At 46.3% G+C, this 18,672-nt stretch carries 14 protein-coding genes, 1 tRNA gene and 1 pseudogene; 12 read left to right on the top strand and 4 right to left on the bottom strand.

Annotation, left to right across the window (positions count from 1 at the left end; translation table 11 throughout):
* Positions 1 to 403: 403 nt before the first annotated feature.
* Positions 404 to 781 carry a hypothetical protein gene (locus IPJ02_00485; protein MBK7374084.1) on the top strand — a complete coding sequence of 126 codons (378 nt, stop codon included), beginning with the start codon at positions 404 to 406 and terminating at the stop codon, positions 779 to 781.
* A 242-nt stretch (positions 782 to 1,023) separates the two neighbouring features.
* On the opposite strand, the gene IPJ02_00490 is transcribed toward IPJ02_00485, so the two are convergent.
* Positions 1,024 to 1,096: transfer RNA gene (locus tag IPJ02_00490), tRNA-Thr, on the bottom strand.
* A 178-nt stretch (positions 1,097 to 1,274) separates the two neighbouring features.
* Positions 1,275 to 2,630 carry an OmpA family protein gene (locus IPJ02_00495; GenBank protein MBK7374085.1) on the bottom strand — a complete coding sequence of 452 codons (1,356 nt, stop codon included), beginning with the start codon at positions 2,628 to 2,630 and terminating at the stop codon, positions 1,275 to 1,277.
* A gap of 583 nt (positions 2,631 to 3,213) precedes the next feature.
* Here IPJ02_00495 and IPJ02_00500 point away from each other — a divergent pair.
* The 4 genes and pseudogenes from IPJ02_00500 to IPJ02_00515 all read left to right on the top strand — a co-directional run bounded on the left by IPJ02_00500 (position 3,214) and on the right by IPJ02_00515 (position 8,170).
* A pseudogene (locus tag IPJ02_00500) lies at positions 3,214 to 4,092 on the top strand (hypothetical protein).
* A 176-nt stretch (positions 4,093 to 4,268) separates the two neighbouring features.
* Complete coding sequence (locus tag IPJ02_00505; protein ID MBK7374086.1) at positions 4,269 to 5,327, top strand: hypothetical protein; 1,059 nt, start codon at positions 4,269 to 4,271, stop codon at positions 5,325 to 5,327.
* A 137-nt stretch (positions 5,328 to 5,464) separates the two neighbouring features.
* The gene (locus IPJ02_00510; GenBank protein MBK7374087.1) at positions 5,465 to 6,832 is read left to right on the top strand and encodes a Gfo/Idh/MocA family oxidoreductase; all 1,368 of its coding nucleotides are present in this window, start codon (positions 5,465 to 5,467) and stop codon (positions 6,830 to 6,832) included.
* Positions 6,833 to 6,904: 72 nt separating this feature from the next.
* Positions 6,905 to 8,170 carry an aminotransferase class V-fold PLP-dependent enzyme gene (locus tag IPJ02_00515; GenBank protein MBK7374088.1) on the top strand — a complete coding sequence of 422 codons (1,266 nt, stop codon included), beginning with the start codon at positions 6,905 to 6,907 and terminating at the stop codon, positions 8,168 to 8,170.
* Between the two features lie 77 nt (positions 8,171 to 8,247).
* On the opposite strand, the gene IPJ02_00520 is transcribed toward IPJ02_00515, so the two are convergent.
* On the bottom strand, positions 8,248 to 9,207 hold the full coding sequence (locus tag IPJ02_00520; protein MBK7374089.1) for a hypothetical protein: 960 nt from the start codon (positions 9,205 to 9,207) through the stop codon (positions 8,248 to 8,250).
* Positions 9,208 to 9,500: 293 nt separating this feature from the next.
* Between IPJ02_00520 and IPJ02_00525 the strand changes: the two genes are divergently transcribed.
* Positions 9,501 to 11,147 carry a serine hydrolase gene (locus IPJ02_00525; protein MBK7374090.1) on the top strand — a complete coding sequence of 549 codons (1,647 nt, stop codon included), beginning with the start codon at positions 9,501 to 9,503 and terminating at the stop codon, positions 11,145 to 11,147.
* A gap of 57 nt (positions 11,148 to 11,204) precedes the next feature.
* On the opposite strand, the gene IPJ02_00530 is transcribed toward IPJ02_00525, so the two are convergent.
* The gene (locus IPJ02_00530) at positions 11,205 to 11,915 is read right to left on the bottom strand and encodes a hypothetical protein (GenBank protein MBK7374091.1); all 711 of its coding nucleotides are present in this window, start codon (positions 11,913 to 11,915) and stop codon (positions 11,205 to 11,207) included.
* A gap of 205 nt (positions 11,916 to 12,120) precedes the next feature.
* Here IPJ02_00530 and IPJ02_00535 point away from each other — a divergent pair, with 205 nt between their 5' ends.
* The 6 genes from IPJ02_00535 (at position 12,121) to IPJ02_00560 (ending at position 18,033) form a co-directional block, all read left to right on the top strand.
* Positions 12,121 to 12,672: a GNAT family N-acetyltransferase gene (locus IPJ02_00535; protein ID MBK7374092.1), complete on the top strand. Its 552-nt coding sequence runs from the start codon at positions 12,121 to 12,123 to the stop codon at positions 12,670 to 12,672.
* 228 nt (positions 12,673 to 12,900) lie between these two features.
* Complete coding sequence (locus IPJ02_00540) at positions 12,901 to 13,494, top strand: 2OG-Fe(II) oxygenase (protein MBK7374093.1); 594 nt, start codon at positions 12,901 to 12,903, stop codon at positions 13,492 to 13,494.
* Between the two features lie 332 nt (positions 13,495 to 13,826).
* Positions 13,827 to 16,112 carry a carboxypeptidase-like regulatory domain-containing protein gene (locus tag IPJ02_00545; protein ID MBK7374094.1) on the top strand — a complete coding sequence of 762 codons (2,286 nt, stop codon included), beginning with the start codon at positions 13,827 to 13,829 and terminating at the stop codon, positions 16,110 to 16,112.
* Positions 16,113 to 16,184: 72 nt separating this feature from the next.
* A complete protein-coding gene (locus IPJ02_00550; protein MBK7374095.1) occupies positions 16,185 to 16,349 on the top strand; it encodes a hypothetical protein in 165 nt (54 codons plus the stop codon).
* Positions 16,350 to 16,580: 231 nt separating this feature from the next.
* Positions 16,581 to 17,237, top strand: coding sequence for a hypothetical protein (locus IPJ02_00555; GenBank protein ID MBK7374096.1), 657 nt, complete (start codon positions 16,581 to 16,583; stop codon positions 17,235 to 17,237).
* Positions 17,167 to 18,033, top strand: a complete 867-nt coding sequence (locus IPJ02_00560) for a T9SS type A sorting domain-containing protein (GenBank protein MBK7374097.1) — start codon at positions 17,167 to 17,169, stop codon at positions 18,031 to 18,033. Before IPJ02_00555 ends, IPJ02_00560 begins: the two co-directional genes overlap by 71 nt.
* Positions 18,034 to 18,672: the final 639 nt, after the last annotated feature.

The raw sequence follows: 18,672 nt of genomic DNA on the forward strand, positions 1-18,672 counted from the left end.
TGTTCAATAATGGTGGTTGGCAAAAACATTGCGGTGATAAAACAGCATCTCTTGTGCCGTTAACGGATGCGCTGCTTTTATGATCAAAATCAATGTTTTGATTGACGGTCATCCTTCTTTTCGGGCAGGGGAATGTATTAAATTACATCGTGACAAAAATTAAAGAAAACCAATAAAAAGGAGGCGACTTATGGAAGCAAAAACATGAATACGAACAGGTGACTAAATGCCATCTGTTGTTGGAAATTTTATCACCTTAAAAACCAAATAAAATGAAAACGATAACATCAAATATGGGAGGATTTTACTTTTTAATCTATTATTATTTACCGGGTTGCTTATATCCGGCTGCAGCAAAAAAGATGATATTAAGTTAATTTCATCGGCAACAAATACAGGAAATGTGGTCCCGACAAAATTCACCAACACCCTGCCGCTCATTAACCACGAACTGAAGGTTTCTTATGCCATGGATGATGGTACTAATATAACTGCTTCCTTTAACGACTTAACTTTCTTTTTTTCTCTTGAAGGAACAAATACGGTTGACGGAACAGCAAATGTATGGAATGATCTCTTTAACATTCGTGGTAAATGGGAATTCAGGCCGATCCAAAATGCAAACACACAGTATATACTGTTTATTTTACCAACACAGGTACATAACCAACTGGCTTTTATGAACAGGGAATGGCAGATCAACTCAGTGGGATCAGAAATGATACTGATTTCAGTAAACGGTGCGCCGGCTGAATTACGCTATACAACAGTGGTTAAGTAGAAATATGCTTGCCAAAAAAGGATGCCGGTCAATACCGGCATTTTTTTATGGCAGCGGGATTTACCCGGTACAAGAGTTTCCACAACGCCGCGGTTCGTGGCTCACCGAACCGGAATAAACATAAAAAATTGTCCGTGAGGACACGAACCATGGCTCCGTGAGGACACGAACCATGGCTGCGTTGGTAATGGTCCGTGAAGACAAGAACCTGGATACGGGTTCCTGGGTCACTGAGGATGGGGAGCCAACTATCGGATTCGAACCGACGACCCTTTCATTACGAATGAAATGCTCTGCCAGCTGAGCTAAGTTGGCTTTTCCGGTATAAAAATATAAACAGCAGTTGAATTGGCAATGCATTATCTCCGGGAACGGATCTTTAGAATATCTGCCTGCAGCAGATATGTGAAACGGCCCGTTGTATAAAAAATGGCCCGTTCGGATACGGGCCATTTTTAATTCTTAATTTTTAATTCTTAATTCCCGCCATCCCTCACTTTTCATACAATATAACTTCCACCCGCCTGTTCTTCCACTGTACCGAAGGATCTCTCAGGTCGGCGGCCGGGGCCTTGTTCGAATAGGCGGCTACTATCAACCGGGTCCGTTCGATAAAGAAACTGGCCACATAATCGGCACATACCGATGCCCGGCTGAATGCCCGTATGCTGTTGGCTTCCACGCTGCCATGCGTATCGGTATGCCCGTTGAACTGTGCCATTAACCTGGGGTTCGCTTTCATCAGTTTTACTACCTCCGATAACGTATTAAAGCCATTCGTTTTCAGCTCTGATTTCGCCTGCTCAAAATAAATGGTAAAGCGCATGGTGTCTTTCGAAACAGGAACCTCGGGTTCTTTGAATTCGGGACAGCCGTAATTGGTAACCGGGCCCTCCACCAACGGACATTTATCTGCATCGTCATTCACGCCATCACCGTCGCTGTCCGGTACCGGGCAGCCGCCGTATTTGGCAGATCCTTTATGGCCGGGACATTTATCGTTCACATCTGTTATTCCGTCGCCGTCGGTATCGGCCAACGAATCTATTTTTACCGGCTCGGGCTTTACCGTTCTTTCTTTCTTTTCTTTTACTTCCTTCACTTTCTTTTCTTTCTTCTCTCTTTCCGGCTGCTTACCGGTAAACAGGGCATATCCCACACTCACACCAAATGTCTTCATGCTGTGCTGTAATTTTTTCCTTGCATCCAGGTAATAATAATCCAGGGGAATATTGTAATTCACCCGCAGGGAAATCCGTTTGTACTCAAATCCCGCCAGCAGGCTGATGCCGGGAAAGATCCTTTTGTAGTCACCGGCCGAAGTGCCGGTCTGCAATTTTGTTTTTGTTGTTTTGGTTGAAGGCAGACTATTGCCAAAATAACTCATCGTGGTCTCTTCTTTTCCGGAGATGAAAACACTCATCACCGGCCCGGCGCCGATAAATAAACCGGCATTCTCATCCAGTGAAAATTTCTTGAGCAGGAGCAGGTTAACGTCAACGTAATTCAGGTCCTGAATAAAACCTGAATCTTTAAGGGTATTGTTGGCGCCCACCGAATTTTGTAAACCATAGTCGTACCCCTTTTTATTGTAGATGGCCTCTGCAGAAATGCTGAATCCATTTTCCCCGATCGGAAAGCCGGCGGTAAAGCCACCCGAAAAAAAGGTCCGGGGTGAATACCGTTTTGAATCTTCTATCGAACCCGGGATCTTACTGATCGATGACCTGCCGCCTCCGGCTATTATGCCAAACCGCCCCTGGGCTTTACCATCAACGGTCTGGGAAAATATAAGGGATAGTAAAAAGATCTTTTTTACTATCGTTTTGTAATAAGATAGTTTGGACATATTGCATCATGGGTTAGTTTCCGGGTAAAATTACATCATTGTATGACATATAGTGAGTAAACCATATAAAAAAATGCGCACATGCGGTGGGTAACCACCGGGGTTTGCAGTCCTGCATACTGTACTGAAGACCCGGCAGGTTTGGCACCGCAATAATAAGTTTCATTACATTTGCGGCTATAACAAAACCGGTTATCTGCATTGGAGCTGCGTTGATGGACGAGCTGTTTCATGCAAGGGAACAAATGCCGATGCACTACCACGAATGATCATAAATGATAAATGCTGTTGTGGAAAACTATTTTAAAATTCAGGTCAGTATGCATACGAAACAGGGTTGGTTTTCTGTTTTGAGGCATAGTATTTGCCCATTTAAGAACCGGTATCCAATCCGCAACCTATGAAGAAACCAAACCTTACCCCCCTGGTATATTTATTCCTCCTGCTGATCGTTATCAATACGGCCGGCTGCAACGGGATAAGTAAAGCCAATATCATGAGTGTTGATGCGGCGGCCAATTCAGCCGATACAATAAATACTCCCGCAGGAGCAGGAGGAACTTCCTCAAAACTTCCGGCAAGATCCTTTGATACGGCCGCATACAATAAGAAAATGCTGGAGCTGAGCAATCATGATTCAACCGGTAAATGGCCGGTGAGTTCTGCCTATCCATTGCCCGGAGCCATTTTCCCGGATAACCGGGTCATTGCCTATTACGGCAACCTGTATTCAACGCGGATGGGAATATTAGGCGAGATACCGAAGGATTCTATGTTTAAAAAATTACAGCAGGAAGTGGCCGAATGGCAGGCAGCAGATCCTTCCACAAAAACACTGCCCGCCCTGCATTATATAGCCACCACGGCCCAGGGCTCGGCTGGCAGGGATGGCAAATACCGGCTGCGGATGCCTTTTCACCAGATCGATACCATTATGAATTGGGCCAGCCAGATCAATGCCCTGGTGTTTGTGGATATCCAGGTAGGGCACAGCACCGTAAAGGACGAAGTGCCCTTGCTTGAGAAATATTTACGGCAGCCCAATGTTCACCTGGGCATCGATCCCGAATTTTCGATGAAGAACGGCGAAAGGCCCGGGTCTAAAATAGGTACGTTCACTTCAGACGATATCAATGATGCCATTGATTTCCTGGCTGAAGTGGTCCGCAAGAATGATCTCAGCCCCAAAGTATTGGTGGTGCACCGTTTCACCCAGGGCATGGTAACGGGGTACGATAAAATAAAAAAGGTTCCCGAAGTACAGGTGGTGATCGACATGGATGGCTTTGGCGATAAGATCCTGAAAAGGTCTACCTACCTGCGGTATATATATAAAGAGCCGGTACAGTTCACCGGGTTTAAACTGTTTTATAAGAACGATACGAAAAATACATCGGGCATTTATACCCCCGGGGAGTTATTGAAATTTACACCAAAGCCGGTTTATATTCAGTACCAGTAAGATCCTGGTAGTGCATCAGTTTGAAAATTTTGAACCATAAATCCTTCAGGCTGTCCCGATAGCTATCGGGACAGCCTGACAACTATTTTTTCAAACTAATGCACTACCGGATCCTGTCAACATCTTTGCGGAATGTAAAAAACAATAACTTCAGCAGGTTGAATTAATTTACATGCATGAAACGATTCACGTACCCGCAAAGACCGGTCATTCAGCTTCCCTTTTTTTTGCTGGCATTTTTCTCTTTATTATTTTCGGTTAGCAACGTGAAAGCGTTCTTCATGCGGGACCTGTTTCAACCGGCACCGGGTGGATCGCTTGCTGCCATTGCCTTTCGGGATACCCTTCCCCGGAACCAGGATATAGATACTGCAGCATACAGTGAAAAAATGAAGCAGCTGGCCAATCACGACAGGTCCGGTAAATGGCCACCGGTAACCGCATTACCCGGTAAAGGAGCGATACTGCCGTACCAGCGCATTGTTGCTTTTTATGGGAATTTTTATTCTGCCGGGATGGGTATACTGGGCGAGTATTCTGCACCGGTGATGATACGGAAATTAAAGCAGCAGGTAAAAGAGTGGGAACTTGCCGACAGTAGCACAGCAGTGATGCCGGCCCTGCATTATATTGCCGTTACTGCACAAAGCAGCCCGGGCGACGGAACCTACCGGTTGCGTATGCCGGATGCGGAGATCCGGAAAGCGATCGCACTGGCCGATTCGGTGAAAGGGATCGTGTTCCTGGATCTGCAGGTAGGATTGAGCAGCCTGCAAAAGGAGTTGCCCCGGCTGGAGAAATTCCTGAAAATGCCGACTGTTCACCTGGGTATCGATCCTGAATTTTCTATGAAGAGCGGTAACAAACCCGGTACATCCATCGGTACATTTGATGCAGCCGATATCAATTATGCCATGTCGTGGCTGGCAAATATCGTAAAGCAATACCAGCTTCCGCCGAAGGTACTGGTGGTACACCGTTTTACCGACCCCATGCTCACCAACTATAAGAATATCATCACACGGAGCGAAGTGCAGGTGGTTATAAATATGGATGGATTCGGTTCCCCCACACTTAAAAAGAATACCTACCGCTATTCCATTTACCGGCAACCGGTGCAGTTCACGGGTTTCAAGGTATTTTATAAGAACGATGTGAATAAAGGAGGGAGGATCATGCAGCCCTCCGAGATACTGGCATTGAAACCCAGGCCGGTCTATATTCAATACCAGTAACCGGTAACCTTTAGTGATCCGGCCCCGGAAAATGGCCAGTGCCCGAACCATGCTGAATAAGTTCCAGGCAACTGTATATTATTCCAGCATAAACATCTTAACTTTAAATATCTCATTCACTTTTTAAAACGTTGCATATGCCAAAACGCTGGAGCCGCCGCGATGCCATCCGGGCATTGGGGTTATCGTTGGGAACTACGGCCATTCCTTTCTCTTCTTTTGCCACCGATGAAAATAAGCATCCCATTTTATTACCCGGTAAAAAACTGAACCTGGATAAGCCGGTCACCGCTATCACCTGCGGCGCCGGGGCCCGGGGCAACGTGTATGGTAACTATGCCGTAAAATATCCCGATCAGCTGGACATCGTGGGGGTGGCTGAGCCCATTGCCCTGCGTAATGAACGCTATACCCGGAAACACAACATCAAAGAAGAGAACCGTTTTAATACATGGGAAGATGTTTTTAAAAGACCAAAATTTGCGGATGCCATCATCATAACCACGCCCGATAACCTTCACTACGGTCCCTGCATGAAAGCGCTGGAAATGGGATACGACGTGTTGCTGGAAAAACCCATCTCACCCAGTGAAAAGGAATGCCGGGATATTTTAGCGCTTTCAAAAAAGACCGGCAGGATCGTGGCGGTTTGCCATGTGCTGCGGTATGCACCTTATTTCATTAAACTGAAAGAGATCATCCAGAGCGGTGTACTGGGTGAAGTGGTGAGCATACAGCACCTGGAACCCATTGAACATATCCACATGAGCCATTCGTATGTTCGTGGCAACTGGCATAACAGCAGGCAGACCACACCGATCATATTGGCCAAATCATGCCACGACCTGGATATCTTACGATGGATGGTAGAAAAACCCTGCACCCATATACAGGCATTCGGAAGCCTGCAATGGTTCACACAAAAAAATGCACCGGCGGGAAGTACGGCCCGTTGCACGGATGGCTGTGCGGTGGAAAAGAACTGTCCGTACTCGGCCCTGGATATTTATTACCGCAAAAGAGGCTGGAATTATGTGTTTGACCTGCCGGAAGAAAAAGAAAAGCAGGCGGACCATGTGCTGGAGCAATTAAAGACCACCAACTACGGACGCTGTGTGTACCGTATGGATAACGACCAGCCCGATCACTACACCAGCAATATTTTATTTGAAGGAGGACTTACGGCAGCGTTTTCCATGGAGGCTTTTACCTCGTACGACGGTAGAAGGACCCGGGTGATGGGGAGCCTGGGTGATGTGGTGGGGGATATGACATCGTTCACCATGACCGATTTCCTGACCGGTAAAAAAACAGAATGGAAGCAGGAGAGCGACGGTCATGGCGGCGGCGACTGGCGCCTGGTGGCGGACTGGATCAATGCGGTATCGCAGCACAACCCGGCCTTGCTTACTTCCACCATTGAGGCTTCCATTGAAAGCCATATCATGGGTTTTATGGCCGAGGAAAGCAGGAAGAAAAAGAAGGTAATGGAAGTGAAACTTTGATCACCGGTCCAGGTACTTCAAACCGGGTGCCGGCGTTGCAACAAGACCCAGATACGTTTTTAAATTTGAAATATGAATAAGCGAAGCTTTATTAAGAACATGTCTTTGTTTGCGGCCGTTCCGGCATTCAGTAATATCGACAAATGGGTAAAGAAATATGAACACGTGGTTCCCGGGCAACTGGCATCGGATGAAACATTCTGGGAAGGGATCCGCAGGGGATTCCGCCTGAAGCCAGATTATATTAACCTGGAGAACGGGTATTATTGTTTTCTTCCGCAGGAAACGCTGGAGCATTTCATCAGCCACATACGGGAAGTGAATTACCAGGGATCTTATTACATGCGTACCAAACGCTTTGATGATAAACGGGCCATGGCTGAAAAACTGGCTACCCTGGCGGGTTGTACAAAGAAAGAACTGGTAATAACCCGGAATACCACCGAAGCCCTGGATATTGTGATCGGCGGCACCCATTGGGAACCCGGCGACGAAGCCCTGATGGCCGAACAGGATTATGGAGCCATGCTGGATATGTTCAAACTGGCGGCCAAACGGCATGGGATCATTAATAAGGTCATATCAATACCCAATCATCCTTCCGGCGATGAGGAGATCGTGAATTTATATGCTGCTGCCATAACCGGTAAAACAAAACTGCTGATGGTATGCCACATCATCAATATAACCGGGCAGATATTGCCTGTAAAGAAGATCTGTGATATGGCACACAGCAAAGGCGTAAAAGTGCTGGTGGACGGGGCGCATGCTTTTGCGCATTTCAGGTATTCCATCCCCGACCTGGGTTGCGATTATTATGGCACCAGCCTGCATAAATGGCTGAGCGTGCCGTTGGGCGCCGGATTTTTATATGTGAAGAAGGAAAACATAAAAGATATATGGCCTTTGTTTGGCCCCGGTGCAGATAAGAAGGAGGACGATATCTACCGGCTGAATCATACGGGTACACACCCGGTTCATACCGACCTGGCCATTACCAATGCCATTGATTATTATTTTAAGATCGGGGCAGAAAGAAAAGAAGAACGGCTCCGCTACCTGCAGCATTACTGGTCGGATAAACTAAGGAACCTGCCGGGTGTGGTGCTGAACACCCCTGCGGAAATAGAAAGGAGTTGCGCCATTGCCAATGTGGGCATTAAAGGAATGAAGCCGGCAGACCTTGCAGAGACCTTGCTGAAAAAGTATAAGATTTATACAGTGGCCATTGATTATGCCAATGTACATGGCTGCCGCATCACGCCAAATGTTTACACTACACCAGGGGAACTGGATCAATTGGTAAAGGCGATCAGGGAATTGTCGGGTAATTCCTAATAACCTCCCATCCCGGTTTCAAACCTTGAAACCAGGGGAGTGGTTTTTTGAACATATTTATCCGGATCTGGTGCAGGTCAGTTGGTCACTTTGAATGCTATACTTTGTACAAGTAATTTATACCCGTTGTTCTCATACACCCGGATGATGTAATCACCGGCACCGTACCGAGGGCTTGCAAAGGTCATGGTACCTTCCTTCAGGCCGTTGGTGTATTTCCATTCGATATATTCATTGGCATGATATGCTTTGGCTCCGTATATTCCGATCCAATCGGCTTTAAAGCCCGGCAGGTTCTTGAAATTAACCGTGATGGGTTCCCCTGCTTTGTACGTGGCTTTTTCAGTAAAGACCTGCGGACCATTTGTATTAGCATCCGGAGGTTGAGTGGTTGCCGGCTTCTGGATAACTGCCTGTTGCTGCGTGGCCTTCCATTTATATACAATGGTGCGTTCAATGAAACGCTGTTCGTTTCCGCCACTGAGTGAAAAATGGAGGTTCAGGTATGGGATCAGTGTTCCATCCGGTTTTCTGCCCGGTTCTTTGGGAACATCAAAGGAACCAACCATGATGGCAGTACCGTTGGGCCCTGCGTTCTCATCCCCGCTCTTTCCGGATTCCGGTTTCATGAACCTCCAGTTGCCAAACATAACATAGCCGGTCACACCACCGGTTTCAGATGACAGGTTACTGATGATCCCCCTGATCGTTACTTTCTCCCCGGGAATGAGCATTCCGGGACCTTTTGCATTTTTCCATTCCCAGGCCACATGTCCACGGTATACATGGCTTTTACGGTCAACATCTGAATAATAGGAAAATTCAAAATTCATTCCCCGGTCATCTGATCTTCCGCTGAAACTGCATTTCGGCAGGCACCTGGCTTTTTGGTCCTGCAGGTTGGTCATTCTTTCTTTTACCTCAAATTTTTCCCAAACTCCGATCTGCTGGCCTGCAGCAAAAAAGGAGGCTGTCAGCAGCAGGAGGATGCTTTGCAACCTCAACAGTAACTGCTGCCCTGTATATTTTGCTTTCATGATTTGTGTTTTTGGCTTCAATTGATTTTTCAAGATACGTTCCGGAACAGGGTATTTTGAATGATGGCCATTACATTGCCGGGTGATCCAGGTCATTCAACCCTTCAGGGCTGCAGGTTGTTAAGAATAATTTTACAGAAGATCAGTTCGGTTCGTGTCCCCTCGGATCGTCTCATGATGTATGTATTGAACTGTCCGTATGAATAGATCCGTTAGTTTAAAAGTTGTTATAATTTATTTATCTTAACTTTCTTTTACCCGGTTCAGGAATGGGTAACTTTAAAATAAACAGCATGCATACGATCAAAAAACACGTTGGAATAATCATCATTGGGATCACCTGCATATTTTCCGCAGGCGCCCAATCACTGGAAAAACAAATTGACCCGTTAATAGCCGCCGAATATAAACCCGGTGGGCCCGGGGCCGCCGTGCTGATCGCCAAAGGCGGAAAAGTGATCTACCGGAAAGCTTTCGGGAATGCCAACCTGGAATTGAATGTTGCCATGAAGCCGGAGCATGTCTTTGAGCTGGGTTCCATTACCAAACAATTCACGGTCGTTTCTATTCTGATGCTGATGGAACAGGGCAAACTGAACCTGGAAGATGATATCAGCAAATACCTGACCGATTACCCCACCAAAGGAAAAAAGATCAGCATTCATCAGCTGTTGAACCATACATCGGGGATAAAAAGTTATACCGATATGGCAAACTTTATGAAACTGGCCCGTACCGATATGACCCCTGCGGAACTGATCGATGTGTTCAAAAACGAACCGATGGATTTTGATCCCGGCGAGAAATGGCATTATAACAATTCAGGTTACATCCTGCTGGGATATATCATTGAAAAGGTTTCGGGCAAGGCCTATGCGGAATTCATCGATCAGAATATTTTCAAAAAACTGGGCATGACGCATTCCTGGTACGGCGACCACAAAACCATCATCCCCAACAGGGCCAGTGGTTACCAGCCCCTGGATTCCGGGTATGCCAATGCCGATTTCTTAAGTATGACACTGCCGTATGCGGCCGGATCGTTGATGTCGAACGTGGATGATATGCTGCTATGGAACCAGGCCATTCACAACAACACACTTATTAAAAAGGAAAGCAAGGAAAAAGCATTTACGAATTATACAACCAACAGCGGGGAGCCTGTTTATTATGGCTACGGCTGGCAGCCCGATGAGATCAATGGCAGCCCGAGCATCGAACACGGCGGTGGGATCTTTGGCTATACAACCATGGGTGTTTATATCCCCGGGGAAAATGTGTATGTTATTGTATTGACAAATACCGATGGCAGATCACCAACCGACCTGGCCATCAAAATGGCAGCCATTGCCATTGGAAGACCTTATGTTACAAAACCCTACGTTACAGTAACGACGGAACAATTGCAAAAGTGGGTGGGCACCTATGAATTTGACGGGGCGGTGTTGCGGATGATCACATTGGAAAATGGAAACCTGTACAGCCAGCGGGAGGGAAGCAGCAAGATCAAACTGGTACCAACGGGTGCAGCGGCCTTTAACTTTGAAGGCAGCACCACGCAATATGAATTCAGGGAAGAGAACGGGAAAAGGGTTGCGTTGTGGAAAGACCGCATTAAAGTATCCAGGGGGATTGAAACGGATAAAAAACCTGCCCCTGAAAAAACTTCCATTGCCGTAGATGCAGCCACCCTGCAGCAATACGCAGGCAGTTATGAATTACAACCCGGCTTTGTCATTGAAGTGACCACACAGGGCAACCGGATCTTTGCACAGGCCACGGGGCAGGAAAAGTTTGAGATATATGCTGAAAAGCCCGGTACCTTCTTCCTGAAAGTAGTAAAGGCAAGTATTGATTTTAATAAAGATGCCGGTGGGGTTGTTACCAGTCTTACCCTTCACCAGGGAGGGCAGGATATTGAAGGGAAAAAGATAAAATGAGAAGCAATATTCTATAAATAAAAGGTCTGCTTTCCGGCAGACCTTTTATCTATTCTCTTATTTATGAAATCCCGGCATGCCGGAAAATACCAGTCCCACCTGGAATCGGCTCAGCCTGTCTTCGGGAGCATTGGCCAGTTCCTGGCGGTCGCTGCTCTTCCAGGCCCTGCTGTTGAAACTGCCGGTATAGCTTGCCTGGATGCCTACAGAACAACTCCGTTTTTCTGGTTTAAAACTAAACCCAAGTCCCAGGTTATAGGTTGCAAATGAGTTGGTGAATTTAACCGCACGGATCGCATTCTGCGTGCCGGGAGAATTCAATACATCATTAAAGTTCACGCCTGAATTATCCTTGTAAAACTTTGCCTGGAATCCTTCTGCACCAATACCAACCATCGGGTAAAGCATGATCTTTTCTGAAGGTATCACATCATACCCCAGGCTCAGTCCGGCAGCGAGTGAACGGAGGTTGCTGCTTTTCTTGTTGCGGTTGCCACTCATGCTGTTTGCACCGGTGATGGTGAAGTCGGAGATGAAGTTCTTATTTACTTTGCGTGAACCCAGGCTGATGGTGCCCATGTAATCGCGAAGGCCCTTGTATTGCGGGTAAGCTGCTATGCGGCTGTTGAGCCCGCTGAATTGCTGAAAACTGATACCAATGCCATGCACTGTAGCCATAGAACCCGAATGTCCTTGCTTTTTCTTGTCATTTTGTGCCATGCTGGTAAGGGAGAGGAGGGTGAGGATCGATAAAAAAATGAATTTCATGATTTGTAGTTTTTGTTAACCCTAAAACAGGCGTTGCAGGAAAAGGTTCGGCGGGGCAGGGACTGTTTCGTTGTTCAAACATTCAATTAACAATTCCTTGACATCTGCCGGTGCAGTTTCCCCGCAACCGTTTTCCGGTTCCCCAACCATCCTATTTTCAACTTCATTAGCTTTGTATCCATTCGGTCACTACAATCTTACCATCGTGCAGCAAGCATCCATTGATCTTCAACCCGTTCTTAAGAACAGCCTGGTAACGGCAACGCCGCTGCGGGAAACAGACTTTGAAGAACTGTTCCGGGCCGCATCCGACCCGCTCATCTGGGAACAACACCCGAATAAGAACAGGTGGCAGCGTCCTGCATTTGAAAATTATTTTGACGGCGCCATGAGATCGGGCGGCGCATTCCTGGTAAGGGATACCCAAACCAATGAAGTGATCGGCAGTTCCCGCTACAGCGATCATTACCCCGAAACAAATACGGTTTCCATCGGGTATACATTTTTCATACGAAGCCATTGGGGAAAGGGGTATAACTATGCCTTAAAGCAATTGATGCTGGATCATATCTTTTCGTATGTAGATACGGTTAAATTTTATATCGGGGCGGTCAACAAACGTTCGCAGGTCTCTATTGAACGCTTCGGTGCTGTAAAGATCGGGGAGGAGGAGACTGCTTATTATGGAGAGCCTGCCAAACTGGATTATGTATATGCCATTACCAGGGAACGATGGCAGCAATTGCATACTGCATAATTCAAGCCTTTGTTCCGGTTCCTTTCTTCACCGGTTGAAGTTGTCTGTAACTGATTTTTTTTAACCACAGATTTCACAGATTATTCTCACAGATGGCCACAGATAATCTGTGCAAATCTGTGAATCGATCCGTGTAAATCTGTGGTTAATTCCCAGGCCCGGAACGGGACCAAAAACAAAAAAACATCTCCCGGTTTTAAGCGCTACCTTTCCTTTTCAACCTTTATCATGAATGAACAATTTGACCTGCTGATAGACAGCTACCTTGCCAATAAGGTTGGCATTGCTCCCGGTTTTTTATCAGCAGCTTTGTCGGCAGGGCTTCAGCAGAATATCCGGCATTTACAGGAAAAGGAACTGATGACCGCAGCAGGCATCGGGAATGAACGGGTGAAAGATGCGGACCAGAAAATGCGGGGTGATAAAATATACTGGCTGGATAAAGCGCATGACAACCCCTTTGAAAATGAATTCCTGCAGCAGGCAGAAGATTTCATATCCCACCTTAACCGAACCTGTTATGCAGGTATCAATGCATACGAATTCCATTATGCAGTATACGAGGAGGGCCGTTTTTATAAACGACATAAAGACCAGTTCCGGAACGACAGCAACCGCAAATATTCCCTCATTACTTACCTGAATGAGAACTGGCTGGAAGAAGACGGCGGGCAATTGGAACTGTATGAGAACGATGCGGTACAACATATTTTACCACGATCGAAAACCGCTGTGCTTTTTAAAAGCGATGAGACCGAACACGGGGTCTTAAAGACCCGCCGCAGCAGGATGAGCATCACCGGCTGGTTAAAGCGGGTATGATATACTGAAGTGAATAAAGTTGCCGGACAAGAGATCCGTGCTGTCTTAAATCCCGTAATTTTATAGCCTTATTCCAGACCCCTTAATTAAATAAAATGCGGAGGAAGCAATCCCCCTGGTCGGTGTCTTCACCGACCGGAACGCTCAAACAAGACCATACTATGTTTAATCCCGTATTTTATAACCCTATTCCAGGCCCCTTAATCAAATAAAATGCGGAGGAAGCAATTCCCCTGGTCGGTGTCTTCACCGACCGGAACGCTCAAGCAAGACCGTACTATGTTAAATCCCGTAATTTTATAGCCTTATTCCAGGCCCCTTAATCAAATAAAATGCGGAGGAAGCTTTTCTTTTTGTTATTCGTATTCCCGCTTCCTTTTTTATTACATGCCCAGGCTGACCGGTTCACCGGGATCATCTACGACGCTGTTTCCAAAGCACCTCTTGCATTTGTAAGTGTTACCCTTAAAGGAACCAAAAGCGGAACGGTGACCGATATCGACGGGCAGTTCTCTTTTGAACGCCTGCCGGCAAATGCCATACTCGTAATAAGTTATATCGGTTATAAGACGAAAGAACACCGGGTTGCAAGATCCGTTGGCCCTGTTTCCCTGTTCATCGAACGGGCACAGGACCAGCTGGAGGCGGTGATCATTTCTTCTAATGAGAACCCGGCACACCGTATCATCAAACTTTTGCAACGCAATAAAAAAAGAAACGACCCGGAGCAGCAGCCTTCTTTCCGGTACAATGCATATACCATTGCAGCGCTGGCAGCCGGTAACCGTTTCTGGAACATGAACCGCAGCGACAGCAGCAAACGCAAAGAACAAAAACAACCAACCGACCCGTTGAACCGGCTGGCTGAAAAAGCAAAAGATACCGCCGGGGATCAGCGGGGAGCCGAACTTGCCAAACGGTTCAAAGAGAATTACCTGCTGGTAACGGAATCCTATACCGAACGCATCTTTAAATTCCCGGGGCAGACGAGGGAAACCGTACTGGCCACAAAATTCTCCGGATTGAAGAACCCGACCTTTGGGGTGACCACTTCCGATTTTCAGCCCTTTGGTTTTTACAGGGATTATTTAGTGATGAATAATAAAAGTTATGTAAGCCCGGTGGCCGAAGGCAGCATCTCCATGTATAAGTTCCGTCTCAAAGAAACGATCCTGCATGAAAGGGACACAACCTATATCATCAGTTTTGAGCCCAGGGCCGGAAAGAAATTCAACGGTTTGAAGGGTTTGATCTCTGTTAGTTCCGACGGGTATGCCATTGAGAATATCATGGCATCACCCGCCGATGAAAAAGGAATGATCTTCACCTTCCGTTTGCAACAGAAATACGAACGGGTAAACGGTCATTGGTTCCCTTCGCAGCTGAACACCACCCTTTCCCAAAAAGACCTGCGGACCGATTCCGTGTTGTTGTACTGGGATTCCCGTTGCTACATCAGCAATGTGGAAATCGGCAATGCATTTTCAATATCCGATTTTACGGATGTGCAACTGGAATATCATCCGCAGGCCGGCAAGCGCCCCGACTCAGCATGGAAAAGAATGCGTACCGATACCCTGGGTGAAAAAAGCAGGATCACATATGAGACCTTTGAAATGCTGCCGCCCCGGTATAAAAATTCGATCGAAAAAATAAACAAGGCTTTTCAAATACTTGCCATCGAAGGCATTCCCTGGGGCGGGGTGGACATCCCTTTCAAGTACATCATTTCCGGTATCAGCAAATACGAGACCTTCCGCGTGGGGGCCGGCCTGCAGACAAACACCCTGTTCAGTAAATGGTTCTCTGTTGGAGGTTACCTGGGTTACGGACTGCGTGATAAAGCATGGAAGTACGGAGGGAACCTGCAGTTTAATTTCCAGCAGCGAACGAATACAAGTCTGCGTTTTGATTACAGCAGGGACATAGTTGAGCCGGGCAACGTAGATTATTTTGTACGCAACGGATCTGTTTTTTCCAACCAGTCGCTGCGTAATTTCTTACGTTCACGTATGGACAGTGTTGAACAGTTTAAAATAAATTTCAGCACCCGGCTTTGGCCTTCCATTCAATCAGATGCCTGGTTATTGAATGAGAACCGAAATCCTGCCGCGTATGCATATGAATACAACAACGCAAATACCGGGAAGAACTTCCGCAGTTTCCACAATACAGAACTGGGTATCGGGATCCGGTTCGCCCGGGGAGAAAGTTATACCCGGGTGGGCAGGTCGAAACTGCGGACCAAAGCGGCTACAACAGAATTGCTGGTCCAGGTATCGAGGGGACTGAAAGGATTTATGAACGGCGACCTGGATTATACAAAAGCAGTCATCCGGTTCAATCATCGTTTCCAGTTAAAAAAATTAGGTACTACATCTTTACAATTCGAAGCGGGAGGGGTCTGGGGAGAAGTGCCCTATTCCTGTTTGTTCAATACCCGGGCAACGAACTCGGGAAAAAAACTGACGTTGTATGTTCCCAACAGTTTCCAGACCGTTGGCCTGTATGAATTTGTTTCGGGCAGATCAGCCAGTCTTTTCCTGGAACATAATTTCGGCAACCTGCTTTTCAGGCCAAAGAATATTTCCATAAGGCCCGAGATCATTGTTGTATAGAACATCAGTTACGGAAGCCTGGATAATGCCGGTGCCCATAAGTTCATTTCTTATAAAGTGCCGGAAAAAGGTTTGTTTGAATCAGGACTGCTGGTAAAGAATTTATATCGCCGCAGCCTTTTGTCTTTTGCATATATCGGCATTGGTGGGGGTGTATTTTACCGGTATGGCCATTATGCGTTGCCAAAAGCATCCGGCAACTGGGCATTCAAATGGGGCATCAGTATATCGTTTTAGCCCCTTTCTTCCGGAATAAATCTGGTTAATATTAATAAGTGACGGGTATCATATTGCCTGTTGCCTGTCATCACAATTATGGCTTTTGTTGCAACGTAACTTTATACTGTGTTAAAGTTCTTTCGTTATGAGCATACCGATCCTTCTCCCGTAAAAAGCCGATGAAATCCTATTCCGGCGTGTAAAAACCTTTGGGTAATCAAAAAATTGCGAACCTTTAAATCGTTTTTTATGAAAAAGATTCTACTCTTTTTAGCAATGGCTTTTCTGACCGTTGTTGATCAAAATACTTCAGCCCAGTGTATCATTTCTGATCTTAAAGTCCGGCTTGTGGAGGTGAATACCAGTACCTGTGAAGTGACCCTGGATCTTTCCTGGACACAGGAGGTTAATGGTGGGAATAAGTTTGCCTATATACATATGTGGGCCGAACCGGTTTACCATACACCTGCTGCCAACTGGATAAATATGTACAGCAATGCTGCTGCATATCCTAAAAAAGCGGACCTGGTGAACACGTTGTCTTCCTTTGTTATTATGGATAACCATGCCGACTCCCCTTATATGGGCACAACCTATTATCCCGACCCGTTTTATGAATTGCCGCAGCAACCCGGTATATCTGTTGTTAAGGTTCACCTGGACAATGAATTAATATTTGAACGGATGACCCTTCAGAATGTAAAGTTGATATTGCCTTCCTGCACCGGGGCACAAACGATCCGGTTTGATGTGTGGGCAAGCCAGGCAGCTAATGGAAAGAATGTTCACTGCGCTTCACAGGGTGCCGGTCTTGTCATCAATGAAGTTAAACCCATTGGCATTATCTCCTGCAGTATCCCCCAGGCAATTCCAGGTGCTGATCCAGAATACAGGACCGGCCCTTGATAATATTAAATACGATGTTCACCTGGATTACCCGCCTTTCGGGATCATCAATCCAACCGATACCGTTGTTTTTGAATGTGGCATCATCACATTGCCTGCAAACGGGTTCTATACATCCCCGCTCACCGGTTATTTACCGTACAGCAACCAGGATCCTTCTTCCGGTATGCCGCTGATCGTGGAAGTAACTGTTCCGCTCAGGCCCAATACAACCACTGCACGGATCGAGAACGGATGCGGTGTACTCCCGGTGAAGTTTGAATCCTTTACTGCACAGCAGGTAAAAGACAAAATAGTACTCAACTGGCAAACAGCATCTGAACAGAACAACAAAGGATTTGAAGTGCAGCGGAAACAGGCCGGTTATGATTACAAGGCCATCGCCTTTGTTCCTTCAAAAGCCGTATATGGTAACAGCAACCTGTTACTGGACTATGGTTACGAGGACAGGGATTACCTGGCAGGGGCAGGTGAATTGTATTACAGGATCAAGCAGGTTAACCTGGATGGCAACAGTATTTTCAGTGAGATAAGGCTGGTTAAGAATAATGCCGGAAAGCTGGAGATACTCGTCTATCCGAATCCGTGCACCGGGGTAGCTAAAGTGATCCTGCCGAATGGCATCGGGCCTTCCGATATCATCCTCAATGATATGTCCGGTAAGGAGATCAGGAGGTGGAATGGGGTAGTGGACCGTCTCCGGCTCGATAACCTGGATCCCGGGATCTATATGCTCAGGGTCTTTGTTAAAGAAACCAGGGAGACACAGGTGAAGAGAATTATTGTCGTCCGCTAAAGAGTATGATCTGAATTCTGCAAAGAGGAACCGGCTGTGATCCAGTATTACAGCCGGTTTTATTTTTCGTAGCCAAACCTATAAGGCCTGCTGCCTGGCTTTGCTGCCGGCAGACCTTATAGGTTTCTCCGCCCATAGATCCTTTCTTCTTCATAAGGCAAATGCTCATGCCCGTTAACAAGGCCATCATCACGGGATGGATTAGGTGTTTTATTTCAAACAGCAGCAATTGTGTAAAACCCCCATTTTATCAACAATTAAAATTTGTTTAAAATAAAATTTGCTTTTTTGATTTATTAGGTTAATATTTGTCTTCAGTAAAAATCTGCCATATTCAAATACCGGCAGATCCCCGATAGGAAATATTCCAATAACCATTGATCATTACCTCCTCTGTAGTTTTAGCTAATTACGTTTCCCTGACTTGTTTTTTTAACCGACGATTATTGCCGGATAGGATAATTGTACCTTAAACAGCTGACTATATGATGTGCAAATGTCATGACCAGGTTTATTCTACCCTGGCCGGATATAAACAGGATGGGCCTGCTCCTCCAGGCTAATAAGATAATCATAAGATAATATATACCATCCTCTCATTTTAAACTTAACTGCTTCTCTTTATACTTTACAACCTGA

The sequence above is a fragment of the Chitinophagaceae bacterium genome, from assembly GCA_016710165.1.
Lineage (GTDB): Bacteria > Bacteroidota > Bacteroidia > Chitinophagales > Chitinophagaceae > Ferruginibacter.